Below are 18,800 nucleotides of genomic sequence, written 5' to 3'. Positions count from 1 at the left end.
TAATTAATATTGCATGACGCTCTGTATATAGGCGCTCGCCCTTGTACTGCTGGTAACTGACTACCCTGCTTGTTGCTATCTGCTCATGCTGCCGTGGCCGTAGGTTTGATCACATCGATCAGGCCACTTTCACTGGATTCGGAGAGGCGGTATTGTAACCGTTCGCCAAATTTCCATTGCGACTCAAAAAATTGATCCACGGCCAGCAATTGCGCGTCCGTCGACTCCAGCAAGTTCATTTGCTGTCGGAACGCCTCGCCGCCTTCCAGATCCTTGACGTACCAGCCGATATGCTTGCGCGCCGTGCGCACGCCGAGAAATTCACCGTAAAACGCGTAATGGGCGCGCAAATGCTCATCCATCAGGGTGCGCACTTCATCCACATAGGGCGCCGGCAATAAGGTGCCGGTGCGCAGAAAATGGTCGATCTCGCGGCAAATCCACGGCCGGCCCTGCGCCGCACGCCCGATCATGACGGCATCGGCGCCCGTTTGATCGAGCACAAAGCGGGCCTTTTCCGGACTCGTAATGTCGCCGTTGGCCACCACGGGGATGCCCACCGAAGCTTTCACGGCAGCAATGGTTTCATATTCGGCATCGCCCTTGTAGCCATCGGCGCGCGTGCGGCCGTGCAAGGTCAGCATCTGGATGCCGGCCTGCTCGGCGATGCGGGCGATGGTCAGGGCATTCTTGTTTTCGCGGTTCCAGCCCGTGCGAAATTTCAGGGTGACGGGCACGTCGACGGCATTGACGACGGCGTGCAAGATCTTTTCGACCAGGCTTACGTTTTGCAGCAAGGCCGAACCGCACCAGCTGTTGCACACCTTCTTCACGGGGCAACCCATGTTGATGTCGATGATCTGCGCGCCCCGGTCCACGTTGAACTTGGCGCAATCGGCCAGGTCTTGCGGATCGGCACCGGCGATTTGCACGGCTTTCGGCTCCATTTCGCCTTCGTGGTCCGTGCGGCGCGTGCTTTTTTCCGTCGCCCACAGGCGCGGATTCGACGCCGCCATCTCCGACACGGCATAGCCGGCACCCAGCTGCTTGCACAACTGGCGGAAAGGCCGATCCGTCACGCCCGCCATGGGAGCGACGAAAACGTTGTTGCGCAGAATGTGAGGGCCGATTTGCACTGAAGAACCTGGAATGGACGGAGGAACCTGCTATTTTAACCGATTCCCTGCCTAATTAATAAGCACTATTTTTTTCGATCAGTGCGTCAGAGTGACGATGGGGCCGCTTAGAGCGCTCTTAGCCCAGCTCGTCCATCGCGGGCGCGCTCAGATGTTCGATATTTCCCCAGTGCACTAAATGCAGCTTGCCATCCGCATACGAAAACCGGTTGACGCTGGCATTTTTCACCTGGAAGTCGCGTGGACTGTCGAGCGTCATGCCGACCGCCTCGCGGAAGGCGCATTCGAGCACGCCGCCATGCGCGACGATGGCGATCGTCTGGCCGTCATACTGTTCGGCCCAGCGGGAGATGGCGCCGTTCGCGCGTGCATAAAACTGGCGGAAGCTCTCGGCATCGCGCTCGCCGGACGGCATCACGGCATCGATCTGGCGCGATTGCCATTGCGCATACTCGTGCGGATAGCGTGCGGCAATATCGGCATACAGCAAGCCTTCGAAAGCGCCATAGCAGCGCTCGCGCAGCAAGGGGTCCGTCTGCACGGGCAAGTCTTTCACATCGGCCACGGCTTGCGCCGTTTGCTGCGCGCGTTGCAGATCGCTGGCGAGGATGGCGGCCAGCGGCTCATCGGCCAGCGCCTGCCCCAGCGCGCAAGCTTGCGCCAGGCCCGCCTCGTTCAGGGCGATGTCGATATGGCCCTGCAGGCGGCGGCCCGCATTCCAGGCCGTTTCGCCATGGCGTATCAGTAAGATCGTGGTGCTCATGCTTTATTTCTTCAGGGTAAGTGCCAGCTCGGGGTTGAGCGAGTAGGCAACGACGAGCTGGGCTTCGTCGAGGATGTGGCCGTAGAGTGCGGCATGGGCTTGCTGCCCAGTAAAACGCTCGGGCAAGGCCAGGCGCGGCACGTCGAGCGCATACAGGCGGAAAATATAATGGTGGATGCGCTCGTCATTCCACGGCGGGCACGGACCATCATAACCGTAATAGTCGCCGGCCATGTCAGGATCGCCGGCAAACCAGCCCGTGTAGTCGTTGATGCCCTCGCGCAACACAGTGCCGGCCGCCTTGCCGCGCGGCGTGATGCCGCTGGAAAACTCCCCGGCGGCAACAACCCGCATGGCGGGCGGCAAGTCGAGCAAGCTCCAGTGATAAAAATCGCCGCGCGGCGCCGTCAGCGGCAGGGCTTGGTCGTCGCGGTTGGCCAGGCTGGCGTCTTGCGGCGCATCGGAGTCGATGCAGAACAGGGCCAGCGACTCGGTGCCGTTCGGCACCTCGTCCCAGGCCAGATGGGGATTGCGGTTGCCGGCGAGGCGCACGCGGCTGGCCGGATCGATCTCGGCAAAGGCATTGTCGGCCGGCATCAGGCCGCCATCACGAAACGTCTCGCTCCACAATTTCATCGCTTGCTCCTTTTTATCGTTATTGTTTTGCGTTCACTTGTAGCCAGAACGTGACGGGCCCGTCATTCGTCAGCGACACCTGCATGTCGGCGCCGAACTGCCCCGTTTGCACGCTCGCATGGCGGTGGCGCGCCTGCTCCACGAAATGCGTGAACAGGCGCAAGCCGTCCTGCGGCGCGGCCGCCGGCGTGAACGACGGGCGCGTGCCGGACTTGGTATCGGCCGCCAGCGTGAACTGCGGCACCAGCAGCAAGCCGCCAGCCACGTCCGTCACGCTGCGGTTCATCTTGCCCGCCTCGTCGGCAAACACGCGGTAGCCGAGCAGCTTGGTCAGCAAGGCGTCCGCTTCCTTTTCCGTATCGCCACGCTCGGCGCACACCAGCACCATGAGGCCGGCGTCGATGGCGCCGATAGTGGCGCCGGCAACGTCGACTTTCGCCTGGGTAACGCGCTGCAGCAGCGCGATCATGCCGTCAGGGTGACGCGCGCGAAACTGCGCTTGCCAACTTGCAACACGAATTCGCCTGCCGCCACTTGCAAGCCCTTGTCGCTGATGACGGTGCCGTCGATGCGCACGCCGCCCTGGTCGATCTTGCGCATGGCTTCCGACGTCGATGGGCACAGACCCGCTTGTTTCAGCAATTGCGGGATGCCCAGCGGCGCGCCAGCCAGGGTCACTGCCGGGATATCGTCGGGAATGCCACCCTTCGAGCGGTTGACGAAGTCGGCCAGCGCATCTTCGGCCGCCTGCTGCGAGTGGAAACGGGCGACGATCTCTTGCGCCAATGCAACCTTGGCATCGCGCGGATTGCGGCCTTCCTCGACTTCGCGCTTCAGCTGGGCCAGTTCAGCGATCGAGCGCCACGACAGCAGCTCGTAGTAGCGCCACATCATGACGTCGGAAATGCTCATCAGCTTGGCGAACATAGTGTTGCCCGGTTCCGTGATGCCGATGTAGTTATTCTTCGACTTGGACATTTTTTCCACGCCGTCCAAACCTTCCAGCAGCGGCATGGTCAAAATACACTGCTGCTCCTGTCCGTACTGCTTTTGCAGTTCGCGGCCCACCAGCAGGTTGAATTTCTGGTCCGTGCCGCCCAGTTCCAGGTCCGATTTCAGGGCCACCGAGTCGTAGCCTTGCATCAGCGGGTACAGGAATTCATGCACGGAAATAGGAATGCCGCCCTGGAAGCGCTTGGTGAAGTCGTCGCGCTCGATCATGCGCGCCACCGTGTAGTGGGAAGCGAGCTGGATGATGCCGCGCGCACCCAGCGGATCGCACCACTCGGAGTTATAGCGGATTTCCGTCTTGCTGGCATCCAGCACTAAAGATGCTTGCGCGAAATACGTCATCGCGTTAATCTCGATCTGTTCCTTGGTCAAAGGCGGACGCGTGACGTTGCGGCCCGAAGGGTCGCCGATCATGGAAGTGAAGTCGCCGATGAGGAAAATGACTTGATGGCCGAGGTTTTGCAGCTGGCGCATCTTGTTCAGTACGACAGTGTGGCCCAGATGCAAGTCGGGTGCAGTCGGGTCCAGGCCCAGTTTGATGCGCAGTGGAACACCGGTTTTTTCGGAGCGCGCTAATTTTTGCGCAAATTCGCTTTCGATCAAGAGTTCGTCGACGCCACGCTTGGTAATCGCGAGGGCTTCTTGTACTCTGTCCGACAGTGGAAGTGCGGTCTGAGCGGCGTTAGCCTTGGCAGGCGATGCGGTGGTGTTGATTTCCATAAAATTTGACTATAAATCTCAAAATGGTAGTAGGTTTGCGGAGTTTGTTATAATGCTCGATCCCATCAATCTTGCCGTATGAAAACGAACCAAAATAACAATAACAAAGAGCATTAGTTCAGGTCACGTTCAAGGGCAAATTTTAACTGATTGCATGAACCCTATACATAAAATCACAAGCTCACGCTTGTACACACAGCTGACGACGACACGCAAGGCACGCATTATCGGCGCGTCGGCAGTGCTGCTCGCCGTGGCCGCCTTCGGCGCAGTCGCTGTGTCGCCCATGGCGCCCGACGCATCGGACTTGCCGGTCACGTCCATCGCCCAGAACCTGGAAATGCCTGATCTCGCTTCGCAAATTTCCGCGATGGAACAGGTAGACCAGAATTTCACCCACGAAGAAAAAGTCCGCGCCGGCGATACCCTCGCCACCCTGCTGACCCGTCTCGGCGTGGATGATCCGGCGGCCGCCAATTTCATCAAAACCGACAAGATCGCGCGCGGCGTGATGTTGCTGAAATCGGGCAAGCGCGTGCAAGCGCAAACGACCGAAAACGGCGACCTCAACTGGATGCGCGCCACCCTCGTCGATGGCACGGACAAATCGGTCAAGAACATCCTGATCACCCGCAAGGGCGACAAGTTCGTGGCCACGGAAGTGGCAGCCCAGCTGGAACGCCGCGTTGAAATGCACGCGCGCAAGATTACTTCCACCCTGTTCGCCGCCACCGACTCCAGCCTGGACGGCACCCGCCTGCCAGACTCGATTTCCGCGCAAATCGTGGAAATGTTCTCCACCAATATCGACTTCCGCTCCGACCTGAAACGCGGCGACTCTTTCAATGTCGTCTACGAAACGTTCTGGCAAGATGGCGAATTTGTCCGAGCGGGCCGCATCCTGGCCGGTGAATTCACCAACCGCGGCACGACTTACCAGTCCGTTTGGTTCGAAGACCCAGCCAGCAAGCAAGGCGGCGGTTACTACAGTTTCGACGGCAAGTCGCTCAAAAAAGCCTTCCTGAAATCCCCCCTCGAATTCTCCCGCATCTCGTCCGGCTTCTCCATGCGCGTGCACCCGATTTCCGGCAACTGGAAAGCGCACAAGGGCATCGATTTCGCCGCAGCAACAGGCACGCCTATCCGCGCCTCGGGCGACGGCGTGGTCGATTCCGTCGGCAGCCAAAACGGCTACGGCAATGTTGTTGTCCTGAAACACTGGGCCAACTACACCACCGCCTACGCCCACATGAGCCGCTTCGCTTCGGGCCTGAAAAAAGGTCAAAAAGTCAGCCAGGGCGATGTGATCGGCTACGTCGGCACCACCGGCTGGTCCACGGGCGCCCATTTGCACTATGAATTCCGCGTCGGCGGCGTGGCACAAGACCCAAGCAAGCTGAACGTACAAGCCCAGGCGCCGCTGACGGCCGCCGAGCTGAGCCGCTTCCGCATGGTCTCGGCCGACATGATGCACCGCTTCACCCTGCTGCGTCCAAACGACACGGCACTGGCGTCGCGCTAAGCAACACTGCCTTCGGGCAATAGTCAAAGGCACCGCCCATGCAGATGGCCGGTGCCTTTATTTTATGTACGCCAGAAAATGCGGCACAATGTACCCATCACTGACGCCTTCAAGGAAACACCCATGCTGTATATCGGTTTGATGTCGGGCACCAGCCTGGACGGCGTTGACGGCGCCCTGGTCGATTTTTCCGACGATGGCAGCGTGCGCAGCCTGGGCGACGCGTATATTGCCTTTCCCGCCAGCCTGCGCGCCGACCTGATGGCCTTGCAAAGTGCCGGCCAGAATGAAATCGAACGCGAAGCGCTGGCGGCGAATCAACTGGTGGGCCATTACGCCGACTGCGTCGCCATGCTATTGAGCAACGCGGGTATCGGCCCGGACGCCGTCGCCGCCATCGGCGCGCATGGCCAGACCATCCGCCACCGCCCCGAACTGGGCTTTACGCGCCAGTTGAACAACCCGGCCCTGCTGGCCGAACTGACGGGCATCGATGTCATCGCCGACTTGCGCAGCCGCGACGTGGCGGCCGGCGGCCAGGGCGCGCCGCTGGTGCCCGCTTTTCACCAGGCCATCTTCAATTTGCCCGGCCACACGCGCGTGCTGGCCAATATCGGCGGCATCAGCAATATCAGCGTGCTGCACGCGGACGGCACGGTGACGGGCTACGACACGGGCCCCGGCAATGCGCTGATGGATGGCTGGGCCATGCGGCACCTGGGCCAGCCGTACGACGCCAACGGCGCCTGGGCCGCCACGGGCAAAGTCTTGCCTGCCATGCTGGCGGAATTGCTCAATGACCCGTATTTTGACTTGCCGGCACCGAAAAGCACGGGCCGCGACCTGTTCCATGCCGACTGGTTACAGGACAAGCTGAGCAACTATCCGCAGGCCACACCTGCCGACGTGCAGGCCACGCTGACGCAACTGACGGCCGCCAGCCTGGCGCATGCCATCGCGCGCGACGGAGCGCAGGCAGAAAACGTGTATGTATGTGGCGGCGGCGCGCAGAACGCCAGCCTGATGGCGGCGCTGGCCCGGCAATTGCCGGGCATGACGGTGGCATCGACGCAAACGCTGGGCGTGGCGCCCAGCCAGGTCGAGGCGCTGGCGTTTGCCTGGCTGGCCTGGCGTTTTACACAGCGCAAACCAGGCAACTTGCCAGCGGTGACGGGCGCGGCGGGCTTACGCGTGCTCGGTGCGCTGTATCCGCGTTGAGCAGATGTAGAAACACAAATAGCGGATCATCGATCCGCTATTTTCTTGCTTGCCCCGTTTAATACTTAAACGGAGAACGACGAACCGCAACCACAGGTAGACGTGGCTGTCGGATTCTTGATCACGAACTGCGCGCCTTCCAGGTCATCCTTGTAGTCGATTTCCGCGCCGACCAGGTACTGGTAGCTCATGGAATCGATCAACAGCTGGACGCCGTTCTTGACCATGGTGGTGTCATCTTCATTGACGATTTCGTCGAAGGTGAAACCGTACTGGAAGCCGGAACAGCCGCCACCCTGCACGAAGACGCGCAATTTCAGGTCGGGATTACCTTCTTCTTCGATCAGCTGCGCGACTTTTTCAGCAGCGCTATCGGTAAAGATAATGGGTGAAGGGATTACATCTTGCATTTCAGCGACGGCATTCATATCGGACACTCCTACTAGAAAACATTAACTCATTATAGACTGTTGCCGCAACTCGCGCTGCGGCCGCCACTGACGCGGCTGGACGGTGTTGTTCCTGCTCACATTTCCGACACGGCCAGGTGCAGCACGGGGTCGGCGCTGTCGTGGCGGCTGAGCTTGCCCTGCACCTGGGCGCCGCTGTGCATTTCCAGCACCTTGTAATAGACCTCTCCTACAATGCGGGCTTTTGGCTGGATTTCAAGCATTTCGGACACATACACGGGGCCATTGATCTCGCCGCTGACGACCAGGCTGGAGCAGCGCACTTCGCCATCGATGCGGCCCGCCTCGCCCAGCACCACATGCGTGGGCTCGCCTGGCTCGCCGATGACGTTGCCGCGCACATGGCCATCGATGCGCAAGCCGCCGCAAAACAGCACGTCGCCCTCGATCCGCGTGGAGGCGCCGATCAGAGTATCGATGGGGGTTTTCGCGTTGCGCTCGAACATGAACGTCATCCTGTCGGGGGTAGGCGGCAATCCAATTTATCACAGGTCCGGCAAAAAGGCGCCGTACCTGCGCAAGCACGCCTGCCTATTTTTACGGCAGCAGGGCGATGTGTTGCAAACCGGCTGTTTCTTTCAGGCCAAACATCAAGTTCATGCACTGCACGGCCTGGCCCGATGCGCCCTTGACCAGGTTGTCTTGCACCACCAGCACGATGACGGTATTGCCGCCTTCGGGACGGTGCAAGGCCAGGCGCAGCATGTTCGAGCCGCGCGTGGAGCGGGTTTCCGGGTGCGAGCCGAATGGCATCACGTCAACGAATGGCTCATCCTTGTATTGCTCTTCGAACAAGGATTGCAATTCTTCATTGCTGACATCCTTGTTCAGCTGCGCGTACAGGGTCGAATGCATGCCGCGGATCATCGGCACCAGGTGCGGCGTGAAGGTCAGCGCCACTTTGTCGTCCGTGAAACGCTGCAATTGCGCCGTCGTTTCCGGCAGGTGGCGGTGACCGGCGACGCCGTAGGCTTTGAAGCTGTCGCTGCTTTCCGAGAACAGGATGCCGATTTCCGCCTTGCGGCCGGCACCGGACACGCCCGACTTGCAGTCGGCGATCAAGCCGCCCGCATTGACGAGGCCCGCCTTGAGCAGCGGGTAAAAGCCCAGCTGCATGGTGGTCGGGTAGCAACCGGGGTTGGCGATCAGGCTGGCTTTTTTAATGTCTTCACGGTTCAGTTCCGGCAAGCCATACACGGCCTGCTCGATCAGCTCGGGTGCCGTGTGGGGAATCTTGTACCACTGCTCGAACTTGGCCTGGTCTTTCAGGCGGAAGTCGGCGGCCAGGTCGATGACTTTCACGCCGGCGGCCAGCAGGGCTGGCGCTTGCGCCATGGCAACACCATGCGGGGTGGCAAAGAAGACCACGTCGCACTGTTCCAGATTCGCCTTGTCCGGCGAAGTAAACGCCAGTTTGACGTGGCCACGCAGGGAAGGATACATGTCAGCAACGGGCAAGCCATCTTCCTTGCGCGAGGTAATCGCCGTCAACTCGACATCTGGATGGGTAGCGAGCAAGCGCAGCAATTCCACGCCCGTGTATCCAGTGCCGCCGACGATGCCAACTTTGATCATGTTCTTTCCTTGTGTATAGAGTGCATAAAGATGAAGGGAAACGCTCCCCCTGCGGGTTTTCCGCGTATTTTACAGCGCAACGGCGCATCCCGCTGAAATGCAAAAAAGCCGCGGGACCGAAGTCCAGCGGCTTTTCGACCAGCACCCCGGAAGGTGCTGTAGCGTAGAAATTAACGCTTCGAGAATTGCTTTGCGCGACGTGCTTTGCGCAGACCAACTTTTTTACGCTCGACTTCACGTGCATCGCGTGTTACGAAGCCGGCTTTAGCCAGTTCCGGTTTCAACGCTGCATCGTAGTCGATCAGAGCGCGGGTGATGCCGTGACGAACTGCACCAGCCTGGCCCGACTCACCGCCGCCATGGACGTTGACTTTGATGTCGAAACGCTCGACATTGCCGGTCAGTTCCAGAGGTTGACGGATGACCATCAGACCCGTTTCGCGCGAAAAGTATTCGTTTGCTGGTTTGCCGTTAACAACGATCAAGCCTGTGCCAACTTTGATAAAAACCCGAGCCACTGCACTTTTGCGACGGCCGGTTCCATAATTGTAATTACCGATCATGTCAGTTCCTTAGAGAACAAGTGCTTTAGGTTGCTGAGCAGCGTGCGGATGGGAACCTTCCGCGTACACTTTCAGCTTCTTGATCATTGCGTAGCCGAGTGGGCCTTTAGGCAGCATGCCCTTGACCGCTTTCTCAAGCGCGCGACCTGGAAAACGCTGTTGCATTTTCTGGAAGTTGGTTTCGTAGATGCCGCCTGGATAGCCAGAGTGACGGTAGTAAATTTTCTCAGTAGCTTTGGTACCGGTCACACGCAGTTTGCCTGCGTTGATGACGACGATAAAGTCGCCGGTATCGACGTGAGGAGTAAATTCTGGTTTGTGTTTGCCGCGCAGTCGGAGTGCCACTTCGCTGGCAACACGTCCGAGGACTTTGTCCGTCGCGTCAACCACGAACCAATCGCGCTGGACTTCATGTCCTTTAGCGGAAAATGTTTTCATGTTGACTTCCTAATAGATTACACGCTCAAATGGTGGTTCCGCCGATGCTGCTATGCGGACTCTGCCTTATTTACTTTTCCTGAGCGAACGGAAAGCCGACAAGTATAAGCGGCTTTGCCTTGCCGCGTCAAGCCACGATGCAGACCGGCTGCGGGCTGGCAGGCGGCACATGGACAGGCATTCCTCTATTACAATACAAAACGCTTACAATTTTCGGAGAGTACGATGGAATGCAAAGTCAGCTGGAATGGCCCGTCGGGCATGAGTTTTCGGGCAGAAACCGGCTCCGGCCACCTGGTGACCATGGATGGCGCGCCCGATGGCGGCGGCCACAACCTGGCACCACGCCCCATGGAAATGGTCTTGCTGGGCACGGGCGGCTGCACCGCCTATGACGTGGTGCTGATCCTGAAACGCGGGCGCGAAGCCGTCAGTGGCTGCGAAGTGACCCTGAAGGCCGAACGCGCCGAGACCGACCCGAAAGTGTTTACCAAGATCCACTTCCATTTCACCGTGCGGGGCAAGGCCCTGAAACCGACGGCCGTGGAACGGGCCGTGACTTTGTCGCACGACAAATATTGCTCGGCGTCGATCATGCTGGCGAAAACTGCCGAGATCACGCACTCGTTCGAGATCATCGAGGAATGAGGTAGGTCGGATTAGCGGGGCCGCCGAGGTGCGCCAGCGCGTAATCCGACAATACCAGTAACGCCAACAATGTGTCGGATTACGCGCGGCATTGCCGCGCTAATCCGACCTACAGGTAATACGCCGTTTTTGTCATCACTTTGCCCATGAGGCCCATCAGCGCCTTCACCGGCGCCGGGGTGTCGATGGCGCCCAATCGCTGCGCGGCGGCGCCGTGTTCCACTTCATCGATGGCCATCTGCTTGACGATGGCGCGCGACTTGGCGTCCTGCGGCGGCAATTCCTGCAAGTGGCTGGCCAGGTGCGCTTCCACCTGGCGCTCCGTTTCCACCACGAAACCCAGGCTGCGGCCGTCGCCCATGCGCGCGGCGATGGTGCCCAGCGCAAAGGAACCCGCATACCACAAAGGGTTGAGCAGGCTCAGACGCGAGCCCAGCTCCGTCAGGCGCTGCGCCGTCCATGCCAGATGGTCTTCCTCTTCGCGTCCCGCCTCGTCGAACTGGGCACGGATGGCCGGGCTGTGCGCATAGCGCGCCTGCGAGTTGTACAGGGCTTGTGCGCACACTTCGCCCACGTGGTTGACGCGCATCAAGCCGGCGCTGTGGCGCTGCTCGGCCGGACTCAGCTCCGCATCGGGCGCGTGCGCGGCCGGAGTGGGGCGCGAGGCAGAAGCCACGCCCGCGATGACGCGCAAGGCCTTGTCGGCACCAACAATCAAACGATCCAGGGGGTCAAAATGGCGGTTCGCGGTCATCGTGGGCTATTCATGTAAGGGAAAACATGAATTATAGGATGAGAGCGGCCAGCCGTACCCACGCCGCGCGCAGGGTGAACGGGGCTTTATTGACTTGTGCGCGCTTTTTCCTGCTCGATCCAATCGACCACGGGGCCGACGGCGTCGAGGCCGGACAGGCTTTTCGCCACGCCCAGGTTCAGTGAAATCAGGAAGGAAATGCTGTCGACGGGGATGTCCGGGCAGTATTCGGTAAACGCGGCGCGAAAACGCTCCGATTGCAGCACGCGCAAGACTTTCTCGCCACTCATGAATTGCAGCACGCTAGCAATGCTGTGCCCGCCACCTAGCGAGTGGTAGATAAAGCGGTTGTACTTCGCGTCGATCTGCTTGAAATCGAGCGCTTCTTCCGTCATCAGGCCGGCCAGGTAGTACAAGCCCAGGCTGACACGGAAGAAACCGATGGCTTCGGCACTGGTCATGCCGGCGCGCGCCACGGCCAGTACCTTGTCCTGCATCGCCTGATCGATCGTTCGCATTGCACTCTCCCGCGCCGTCCGCCGGCGCCTACCGGGCCAGCTTGCATGAAGATGCTGTTTTTTTCAATAGACCAAACGATATTTCCACCTTGCAAGTTACATTTTTTGCATGCTACTCTCGTTCTTCACCGTCAAATGGATGAAGCACATGATTGAAGTCAAGCACCTGGCAAAACGTTTCCGCATGCCGCCCCACAAGGGCAAGGGCGTGCACGTCAGCGATCCGCGCGAACATGATGGCTGGTTTCACGCCGTGCGCGACGTCAGTTTCAGCTGCTCCCCGGGCGAGGTGCTGGGCCTGCTGGGCCCGAATGGCGCCGGCAAGACCACCACCCTGCGCCTGCTGTCGACGGCCCTGCAAGCGGACGCGGGCAGCGCCCTCGTCAACGGCGTCGATGTGCTGCGGCAACCGCTGGTGGCGCGCCAGAGCATCGGTTTCCTGTCCGGCTCGACGGGCTTGTATGGGCGCCTGACGGCGCGCGAGAACGTGGAATACTTCGGCCGCCTGCACGGCATGCCAGCCGACAAGCTGAAACGCCGTTGCGACGAACTGTTTGCCCTGCTGCAGATGGAGGAATACGGCGGCAAGCGGGCCGATCAGTTGTCGACCGGCATGAAACAGAAGTGCGCGATCGCCCGCACCGTGGTGCACGAGCCGCAGGTGGTGATCCTCGACGAGCCGACCACGGGCCTCGATGTGATGTCGGCCAAGATCCTGCTCGACTTCATCGCCAGCTACAAGGCGCTGCGAGTGCCGCTGATCTTTTCCACGCACCATCTGCACGAGGTGGAAAAGCTGTGCGACCGCGTCTGCATCATCAACCGCGGCACCACCGCCTTCAACGGCACGGTCAGCGAACTGCGCCACCTGGGCGGCAGTGCCGATCTGTACGACGCCTTTGTCAGCGTCATCAACCAGGGAACCTGAGCCATGTGGACCATTTATCTGAAAGAGTTGCTGGAGCTCACGCGCGACCGCAAGACGCTGATTTTCACCATCCTCATCCCCATCTTTGCCATGCCGCTGATCTTTGGCGGCTTCGCTTACGTTTCAAGCAATATGTTCAAGAACGCCAAGACGGCGGAAATGCGCTACGCGCTGTTCGGCAAGGATCATTCGCCGGGCTTGAGCGCGCGTTTTGCGCAGCAGCACAATCTGCGCGAAGTGCCGCTGGCCAGCGAAGGCGACATCCGCCGCGCCATCGGCGACGACAGCATCAAGTTCGCCGTCGTCATTCCGCCCCGGTTTGAAGAAGCGCTGCAGCAACACCAGCAAGCCAAGGTCACTCTGCATTACAACAGCGCCAGCACGGTCGACGTGACCCAGCAGCGGGTGCGCGAGATCGTCGAGGCCTACAACGCCAGCCTGCGTGAAAGCGCGCTGTCGGCCCTGAACCTGAGTCCGGCCCAACTGGCCTTCGCCCTGCACCCCATCGTGCTCGACAAGCAGTCGACGGCCAACGAGCGCGAGCAGATGGGTGCCATCGTCGGCGGCATGCTGCCCTATCTGCTGCTGATGGTGTGCCTGACGGCAGCCATGTACCCGGCCATCGACCTGGGCGCCGGCGAAAAGGAGCGGGGTACCCTGGAAACCCTGCTGCTGGCACCGGTGCCGCGCAGCGCCATCGTGCTGGCCAAGTTCCTCGTGCTGTTTACGGTGGGCATGACGTCGGCCGTGCTGATGGTGGGCAGCATGGGCGCCCTGCTGGCCATCTTCGGCAGTTCCCTGGAAGGCAACATGGCCGTCATGGTGCGCAGCATCGGCTTGCCCGACCTGGCCATGGTGACCCTGATGCTGGTGCCGACAGCCGCCATCTTTGCCTCGCTGCTGCTGTCGATCTCGATCTACGCAAAAAGCTACAAGGAAGCGGCCGGCATGATCACGCCTTTGATGATGTTCGTCATCCTGCCCACCGTGGCGGCCATGCTGCCCGGCGTCGAGCTGAACTGGATATGGGCCATGGTGCCGCTGACGAATGTGTCGCTGGCCATGAAGGAGCTGGTCAAGGGCACCATGGATTACCGCATGTTCGGCGTGATCCTGGCCTCGACCACGGTGATCGCGGGCGCGCTGCTGATGCTGTGCCGCTGGTGGTTCAACCGGGAGTCGGTTTTGTTCCGTAACTGATACTCTCATGGCGGGCCGAAAGAGCCGCAAGCGGCCCGCCGTCCACCCCCGCCAACTGCACTCTGGGTACGCGAAAATGCCGTGTATCGCATGCAACTGCCCAGTACGTCTTAAATTCAATACAATGCCAGCATAGAGTAGCCCTGTAGCATCGGGCAGCAACGCATGAGTCAGGAGTTGTATGGAATTGCAGATTCGCAAATTGTCGAAGACCTACGCGAATGGCGTGGTGGCGCTGGATAACGTGTCGCTGACGATACCGCCCGGGATGTTTGGCTTGCTGGGCCCGAATGGCGCCGGCAAGTCGACCCTGATGCGCACCCTGGCCACCCTGCAGGAGTGCGATTCCGGCTCCATCTTCTTCGGCGACTACGACGTGCTCGACGACAAGGACGAGATCCGCCGCATGCTGGGCTACCTGCCGCAAGACTTCGGCCTGTATCCGAAGGTGACGGCGTATGAACTGCTCGACCACTTCGCCATGTTAAAAGGACTGTCGCAGCGGGCGCGCCGGCGCGAAGTCGTCGATGGCCTGTTGCAGCAAACCAATTTGTTCGACGTGCGCCACCAGCGCCTGGGCAGCTTTTCCGGCGGCATGCGCCAGCGCTTCGGCATCGCGCAAGCCCTGCTGGGCGACCCGAAACTGATCATCGTCGACGAGCCGACGGCCGGCCTCGACCCGCAGGAGCGCGTGCGCTTCCATAATCTGCTGTCCGATATCGGCGAAGACAAGACGGTGATCCTGTCGACCCACATCGTCTCCGACGTGGCCGACCTGTGCGCCAACATGGCCATCATCAACAAGGGCCATTTGCTGCTGTGCGGCAAGACCCAGGAACTGATCGACGAAGTCAGCTGCAAGATCTGGGCGCGTTTTGTCGACAAGAAAGAGCTGGCCAGCTTCCAGCAGCGCCACGCCGTCATTTCCACGCGCTTGCTGTCGGGCCGCACCCTGATCCACGTCTACAGCGACGACGACCCGGGCGACGGCTTCGAGGAAGCCATCGGCGACCTGGAAGATCTGTATTTCGCCACCATTGCCGGGCGCCACCGCGTTGCCCCGCAGTGCGACTGAGGGGGCGGCCATGTTTGCCATCGCCCGCTTTGAAGCGCGACAGCGGCTCAAGCTGCTGTCCACCTGGGTGTATTTCGCCATGTTCCTGGCCCTGGCCATGCTGTGGATGGCTGCCGCCGGCGGCGTCTTCAAGGAAGCGAGCATCAGTTTCGGCGGCAAGTTCCTGATCAACGCACCGCGCTCGCTGGCGTTCACGTGCAGCCTGCTGGGCTGCTTCGGCGCCGTGGTGGTGGCCGCCATGATGGGCCGCTCGGTGCAGCAGGATTTCGAGTACGGCATGCAGCATTTCTTCTTCAGTGCGCCGATCAAAAAGTACCAGTATGTCTTTGGCCGCTTCCTCGGCGCCTATCTGGTGCTGGCGGTGGTGTTTTCCAGCATCGTCATCGGCGCCTGGCTGGGCGCCTGGCTGCCCGGCATCGATCCCGAACGGCTGGGGCCGCAGCGCGCGCTGGCCTATCTGATGCCGTATGTGTTTACCCTGCTGCCGAACCTGTTCATCTTCGGCGCCATCTTCTTCGTCATCGCGGCCCTGACGCGGCGCATGCTGCCCGTGTACATCAGCTCGGTGGTCATGCTGATCGGCTACCTGGTGGCGCCCTCGCTGGCGCGCGACCTCGACTACAAGACCCTGGCCGCCCTGATCGATCCCTTCGGCACCACGGCGCTGATACGCCTGACGGAATACTGGCCGAATGCGGAGCGCAACACGCGCCTGGTGACATTAGAGGGCGTGTACTTGCTGAACCGCGCCATCTGGTCCGGCTTCGCCCTGGTGGCCTTGCTGCTCGGCTACTGGCGCTTCCAGTTCCACGCCACGACGGACGCGGGCGCCAGCAAGCGCCGCAGCGACGGCGATGTGCCGCTGCGCCTGTCGAGCGCTTCGCTGTCCACGCAGGAAGCGCCTGATTTTGCGCAGCGCAACCTGGCCGCCCTGCTCGTCAAGATGAGCTGGCTGAACCTGCGCGAAACCATCAAGAACATCTATTTTGTCGTCATCGTGCTCGCTGGCGTGCTGACCATGTATGCGGGCGCGCTCGACATGGGTGCCATATACGGCACAAATACCTATCCGGTGACGGAAAAAGTGCTGGACATGATCAGCGCCTCGTTCGCCCTGTTCATGCTGATCATTACCACCTTCTATGCGGGCGAACTGGTGTGGCGCGAACGCGAGACCAGCATCCACCTGATGCTCGACGCCCTGCCCGTGCCGAACTGGCTGCCGCTGCTGTCAAAGCTGTTCGCCCTGATCGGCCTGCAGGCATTGCTGAGCCTGGTCATCATGCTGTGCGGCATGTCGATCCAGGTCTTCAAGGGCTATTACCGCCTTGACCCCGGCTTGTACCTGGAATCGCTGTTCCTGTCGCACCTGCCCTACTACGCACTGATCGCCGTGCTGGCCATCTTTTTGCAGGTAGTGATCAATCACAAGTACCTGGCGTATTTCGCCATGATTCTGTACCACATCGCCAGCATCAGCTTTGCCTCGCTGGGCCTGGGCGACCCGCTGCTGCTGTACGCCAGCACGCCGGATTTCATCTATTCGGCCATGAACGGCGCCGGCCACTATGTGTTGCGCGAGCGCTGGTACTTGCTGTACTGGAGCGGCGTGGCCATCATGCTGACGGTGCTGTCGCTGCTGCTCTGGCCCCGCGGCGCGCACGATAGCTGGCGCATCCGATTGCGCCTGGCGCGCCACGGCCTGACGCAAGGCGTGCTGGCCAGCTTTGCCATCGGCCTGTTGATTTTCGTGGGCGCCGGCGGCGTGCTGTTCTACGTCTTTCACGTGGCCAACGATTACAAGTCCGAATTCGCCCGCGATGCGGATCGCGCCAGCGTCGAGCGCCAGTACCGCAAGTTTGCCGCCACGCCGCAGCCGAAAATCACCGACGTGAAACTCGACGTGGCCATCTACCCGGCGCAGCGCACCCTCATCGTCACGGGCCGCTATGTGCTGCAAAACAAGACCAGCCTGCCGATCAGCCACATTTTTGTGCAGCAAGACCCCAGCGCCACCATGCGTCTGCGCTTTGACACGCGCGTGCACCCCGGCCTCGATGACGGCAAGCTGGGCTTTTACAGCTACCGCCTGGCCGCGCCGCTGGCGCCGGGCGCCAGCCTGGGCCTCGATTTCGACGTCCGCTACGCGCCGCGCGGCATCTTCGGCCTGGGCCAGGACACGCCCGTCGTGGCCAACGGCACCTTCTTCACGAATGCCGTGCTGCCGCACATCGGCTACCAGCCGCAGCTGGAATTGACGGACCCGCGCGACCGCAAGAAACACGGCTTGCCGGCGCGCGAACGGGCCTTGCCGCGCGACGATGTACGGGGACTGGCCGACAATTACGTCAGCATGGACGCCGACCGCATCAACTTTGACGCTACCGTCAGCACCGTCGACGGCCAGACGGCCATCGCGCCGGGCATGCTGGACAACGACTGGATCGCCCAGGGCCGCCATTACTTCCATTACACGATGGACCAGCCTATCCTGAATTTCTACGCGTTCCAGTCGGCCCGCTACGCCGTCAGGCACGAGCGCTGGCAGGATGTGGCCATCGACGTGTATTACCATCCTGGCCATGAATACAACCTCGATCGTTTCGTGCGTGGCAGCAAGGAAGCGCTCGAGTACTACACGAAAAACTTCGGCCCCTACCAGCACAAGGTCTTGCGCATCGTGGAATTCCCCCGCTATGCCACGTTTGCGCAGTCGTTCCCGAACACGATTCCGTATTCGGAAGGCCTGGGATTCATCGCCAAGGTGGACGACAAGAACCCGAAGGACCTCGACTATCCGTTCTACGTCACGGCGCATGAAGTGGCGCACCAGTGGTGGGCGCATCAATTGGTGGGCGGCAACACGCGCGGCGCCACCGTGCTCAGCGAAACCCTGGCCGAGTATTCGGCCCTGATGGTGATGAAAAAAACCACGGGGCCGGCCAAGATGCGCCGCTTCCTGCGCTATGACCTGAATCAATACCTGATGGGGCGCAGCGAAGAGCGCAAGAAGGAGCTGCCGCTGGCCGAGAATGAAAACCAGGCCTACATCCATTACCACAAGGGCAGCCTGGCCATGTATTTGCTGCAGGATATGATCGGCGAAGACAAGGTCAACGGCGTGCTGCGCGAGCTGCTGAAGACGTATGGCCAGAAGGGGCCGCCGTATGCGAGCGTGACGGCGCTGGTGCAGGGCTTGCGCCAGGTCACGCCGCCCGAGCAGGCTTACCTGATCGATGACCTGTTCGAGAAAATCGTGCTGTTCGACAACCGTGCGCTGTCGGCCACGGCCACCAAACGCAGCGATGGCAAGTACGCCGTCACCCTCAAGGTGCAGGCGGGTAAATTGACGGCCGGCGAACAGGGAGAGGAACACGATGCGCCCCTGCATGACTGGATCGAGATCGGTGTCGACGACGCGAATGGCCATCCGCTGCTGCGCGAACGCCTGCGCATGACGGCGCGAGAAGCGAGCTACACCGTCATTGTCGGCAGCCGGCCCGGCAAGGCGGGCATTGATCCCGACAACAAGTTGATCGACCGCAAGCCGGATGACAATATGGTGACCGTCGAGCTCGACGAACCATGACGAAAAATGGCCTCCCTGAACAGGTGGCCATTTTTT

The 18,800-nt window shown here is 60.8% G+C and carries 19 protein-coding genes; 7 read left to right on the top strand and 12 right to left on the bottom strand.

Annotated elements, in window-relative coordinates:
* Nucleotides 1-83 precede the first annotated feature (83 nt).
* The 5 genes from dusB to tyrS form a co-directional block, all read right to left on the bottom strand.
* On the bottom strand, nt 84-1,088 hold the full coding sequence (dusB, locus tag FJQ89_RS22055) for a tRNA dihydrouridine synthase DusB (RefSeq protein ID WP_423245219.1): 1,005 nt from the start codon (nt 1,086-1,088) through the stop codon (nt 84-86).
* Nucleotides 1,089-1,254: 166 nt separating this feature from the next.
* Nucleotides 1,255-1,899, bottom strand: coding sequence for a histidine phosphatase family protein (locus tag FJQ89_RS22050; protein WP_141171708.1), 645 nt, complete (start codon nt 1,897-1,899; stop codon nt 1,255-1,257).
* A 3-nt stretch (nt 1,900-1,902) separates the two neighbouring features.
* Nucleotides 1,903-2,535 (bottom strand): YbhB/YbcL family Raf kinase inhibitor-like protein, encoded by a 633-nt coding sequence (locus FJQ89_RS22045; protein WP_141171707.1) that lies wholly within the window; start codon nt 2,533-2,535, stop codon nt 1,903-1,905.
* Between the two features lie 19 nt (nt 2,536-2,554).
* Nucleotides 2,555-3,004, bottom strand: a complete 450-nt coding sequence (gene dtd / locus FJQ89_RS22040) for a D-aminoacyl-tRNA deacylase (protein WP_141171706.1) — start codon at nt 3,002-3,004, stop codon at nt 2,555-2,557.
* On the bottom strand, nt 3,001-4,266 hold the full coding sequence (gene tyrS, locus FJQ89_RS22035) for a tyrosine--tRNA ligase (RefSeq protein ID WP_141171705.1): 1,266 nt from the start codon (nt 4,264-4,266) through the stop codon (nt 3,001-3,003). The genes dtd and tyrS overlap by 4 nt, the downstream gene beginning before the upstream one ends.
* Nucleotides 4,267-4,420: 154 nt before the next feature.
* Between tyrS and FJQ89_RS22030 the strand changes: the two genes are divergently transcribed.
* Both FJQ89_RS22030 and FJQ89_RS22025 read left to right on the top strand, forming a co-directional pair.
* On the top strand, nt 4,421-5,788 hold the full coding sequence (locus FJQ89_RS22030; protein WP_141171704.1) for a M23 family metallopeptidase: 1,368 nt from the start codon (nt 4,421-4,423) through the stop codon (nt 5,786-5,788).
* 123 nt (nt 5,789-5,911) lie between these two features.
* On the top strand, nt 5,912-7,006 hold the full coding sequence (locus FJQ89_RS22025; RefSeq protein ID WP_141171703.1) for an anhydro-N-acetylmuramic acid kinase: 1,095 nt from the start codon (nt 5,912-5,914) through the stop codon (nt 7,004-7,006).
* 65 nt (nt 7,007-7,071) lie between these two features.
* On the opposite strand, the gene erpA is transcribed toward FJQ89_RS22025, so the two are convergent.
* The 5 genes from erpA to rplM form a co-directional block, all read right to left on the bottom strand.
* Entirely contained in the window at nt 7,072-7,434 is a 363-nt protein-coding gene (erpA, locus tag FJQ89_RS22020; protein WP_029496047.1) for an iron-sulfur cluster insertion protein ErpA, read from the bottom strand.
* A 98-nt stretch (nt 7,435-7,532) separates the two neighbouring features.
* Nucleotides 7,533-7,922: a bactofilin family protein gene (locus FJQ89_RS22015; RefSeq protein ID WP_141171702.1), complete on the bottom strand. Its 390-nt coding sequence runs from the start codon at nt 7,920-7,922 to the stop codon at nt 7,533-7,535.
* A 91-nt stretch (nt 7,923-8,013) separates the two neighbouring features.
* A complete protein-coding gene (gene argC / locus FJQ89_RS22010) occupies nt 8,014-9,051 on the bottom strand; it encodes an N-acetyl-gamma-glutamyl-phosphate reductase (protein ID WP_141171701.1) in 1,038 nt (345 codons plus the stop codon).
* Between the two features lie 170 nt (nt 9,052-9,221).
* Nucleotides 9,222-9,614 (bottom strand): 30S ribosomal protein S9, encoded by a 393-nt coding sequence (rpsI, locus tag FJQ89_RS22005; RefSeq protein WP_010393285.1) that lies wholly within the window; start codon nt 9,612-9,614, stop codon nt 9,222-9,224.
* Nucleotides 9,615-9,623: 9 nt separating this feature from the next.
* Nucleotides 9,624-10,052: a 50S ribosomal protein L13 gene (gene rplM, locus FJQ89_RS22000; protein WP_010393282.1), complete on the bottom strand. Its 429-nt coding sequence runs from the start codon at nt 10,050-10,052 to the stop codon at nt 9,624-9,626.
* A 225-nt stretch (nt 10,053-10,277) separates the two neighbouring features.
* Between rplM and FJQ89_RS21995 the strand changes: the two genes are divergently transcribed.
* On the top strand, nt 10,278-10,700 hold the full coding sequence (locus FJQ89_RS21995) for an OsmC family protein (protein WP_141171700.1): 423 nt from the start codon (nt 10,278-10,280) through the stop codon (nt 10,698-10,700).
* Nucleotides 10,701-10,809: 109 nt separating this feature from the next.
* Here the strand turns inward: FJQ89_RS21995 and coq7 are convergent, their stop codons facing one another.
* Both coq7 and FJQ89_RS21985 read right to left on the bottom strand, forming a co-directional pair.
* The gene (gene coq7, locus FJQ89_RS21990) at nt 10,810-11,454 is read right to left on the bottom strand and encodes a 2-polyprenyl-3-methyl-6-methoxy-1,4-benzoquinone monooxygenase (protein WP_070222718.1); all 645 of its coding nucleotides are present in this window, start codon (nt 11,452-11,454) and stop codon (nt 10,810-10,812) included.
* 86 nt (nt 11,455-11,540) lie between these two features.
* Nucleotides 11,541-11,972, bottom strand: a complete 432-nt coding sequence (locus FJQ89_RS21985) for a hypothetical protein (protein WP_071079494.1) — start codon at nt 11,970-11,972, stop codon at nt 11,541-11,543.
* A gap of 148 nt (nt 11,973-12,120) precedes the next feature.
* Between FJQ89_RS21985 and FJQ89_RS21980 the strand changes: the two genes are divergently transcribed.
* From FJQ89_RS21980 to FJQ89_RS21965, 4 genes are all read left to right on the top strand, one after another.
* Nucleotides 12,121-12,900 (top strand): ABC transporter ATP-binding protein, encoded by a 780-nt coding sequence (locus FJQ89_RS21980; RefSeq protein WP_141171699.1) that lies wholly within the window; start codon nt 12,121-12,123, stop codon nt 12,898-12,900.
* Between the two features lie 3 nt (nt 12,901-12,903).
* On the top strand, nt 12,904-14,100 hold the full coding sequence (locus tag FJQ89_RS21975; RefSeq protein WP_141171698.1) for an ABC transporter permease: 1,197 nt from the start codon (nt 12,904-12,906) through the stop codon (nt 14,098-14,100).
* A gap of 181 nt (nt 14,101-14,281) precedes the next feature.
* Nucleotides 14,282-15,175: an ABC transporter ATP-binding protein gene (locus tag FJQ89_RS21970; RefSeq protein ID WP_099760708.1), complete on the top strand. Its 894-nt coding sequence runs from the start codon at nt 14,282-14,284 to the stop codon at nt 15,173-15,175.
* 10 nt (nt 15,176-15,185) lie between these two features.
* The gene (locus tag FJQ89_RS21965; protein WP_141171697.1) at nt 15,186-18,764 is read left to right on the top strand and encodes an ABC transporter permease/M1 family aminopeptidase; all 3,579 of its coding nucleotides are present in this window, start codon (nt 15,186-15,188) and stop codon (nt 18,762-18,764) included.
* Nucleotides 18,765-18,800: the final 36 nt, after the last annotated feature.

The organism is Janthinobacterium tructae (assembly GCF_006517255.1).
Classification (GTDB): domain Bacteria; phylum Pseudomonadota; class Gammaproteobacteria; order Burkholderiales; family Burkholderiaceae_D; genus Janthinobacterium; species Janthinobacterium tructae.
This window is presented reverse-complemented; position numbering and strand designations above follow the sequence as displayed.